This is a genomic window from Bradyrhizobium sp. 147, from assembly GCF_023073935.1.
Taxonomy (GTDB): domain Bacteria; phylum Pseudomonadota; class Alphaproteobacteria; order Rhizobiales; family Xanthobacteraceae; genus Bradyrhizobium.
Window position 1 is genome coordinate 1 of record NZ_JADPKL010000101.1, and the last position, 1,202, is coordinate 1,202.

Annotated in this window: 2 protein-coding genes; both read right to left on the reverse strand. The window is 58.9% G+C overall.

The features are described 5' to 3' along the window. On the reverse strand, positions 1-657 hold a 657-nt coding region (locus IVA87_RS26455), incomplete at its 3' end, for an ABC transporter substrate-binding protein (protein WP_346658380.1). Further along, the coding region (locus tag IVA87_RS26460; protein WP_247335738.1) for an ABC transporter substrate-binding protein at positions 551-1,202 on the reverse strand (652 nt) is incomplete at its 5' end. The genes IVA87_RS26455 and IVA87_RS26460, both read right to left, overlap by 107 nt.

Genomic DNA, 1,202 nt, shown 5'->3' on the forward strand with positions numbered 1-1,202 from the left:
GACCAGCTCCGACGACCCGAGCGCTCCCAGCAGAGCACGCCGATCAAAGGGGTCCCTTTTGGATGCCGATAGGGGGTCCCAGTCGAACGCCGATTGACAGTTCTTGGTACGAATGCCGTCCCCTCCCCGCGCCCAACCGGCCTGATCGAGAATTTTGCTCGCGCGATTGAGGTCGAACTGGTGCAGTGGCAGATTGGGATTGAAGAAGAAGGACTGCCGCGGCATGAAAGTCTCTTGTCGGCATCGGCACCCCATAATAGAGCCCCTGGATGATCGCTTCCTTATCAATTGCCGCATAGAGCGCCTCACGCACGCAAGCTCCTTGAACTGCGGACGCTCGAGATTCAGGTAGAAGGATTCGAACGAGGTCCTCGGGACGAGCGTCACCACACGGTTCGGCAGCGTCTTGGCCTCGCCGTAGTGATCCGGAGTAATGTAGGGCTGCCCCACGAGATCAATGTCACCGCTCTTGAATTGAGTGTAGAGGACGGTGAGATCGGGAATGTATTTGAAGACCAACTTCTCGATGTGCGGGCCTTCACCGAAATACTCAGTGTTGGCGATGAGCTCGAGATGATCGCCGGCGACCCGCTGGCCCCACTTGAACGCCCCGGTGCCGACTGGACGGCGCCTGATTGAAGGCCGCGTTGTTTGGATTGGCTTCCTTCTCGAGGATGTGCTTAGGCACGATGAAAGTTTCGGTCAGGAACGACAAATACGGCGCAAACGCCTCTTCCATCCGCCACGAAATCTCTGTGGGCGAGACCACCGTGATGTCGCGCACGAGGGCATGGCCCGCCGTGCGCCAACTCCGGAAATTGGGGTTGGTGATCAGTTCGAGCGTGAACTTGACGTCCTCGGCGCTGAACGGCTGGCCGTCGTGCCAGCGGACATCGTCACGCAGGCGAATGCGCCATTTGAGGCCGTCCTCAGAAATGCCGCCGTTCTTTTGGTTGGGCACTTCTATGGCAAGGTTTGGCTTAATGACGCCTTGAGGATCGATGCGGAAGAGCGCGTCGAACACCGAGAAATGCACACCATCGTCGACTTCAATGTGCACCATCAGCGGGAAGAGGATGAAGATCGAGGCATTGCCCTTGGCAGATTCCTCGAAGGCGCCGCCCGGCTCGATCCGGTAGGCCGGCTCGAGGTGGTCCTTGATCGCCTTCAGCTTCGGCGTGATCTGGTTGGTGACGTCGGGC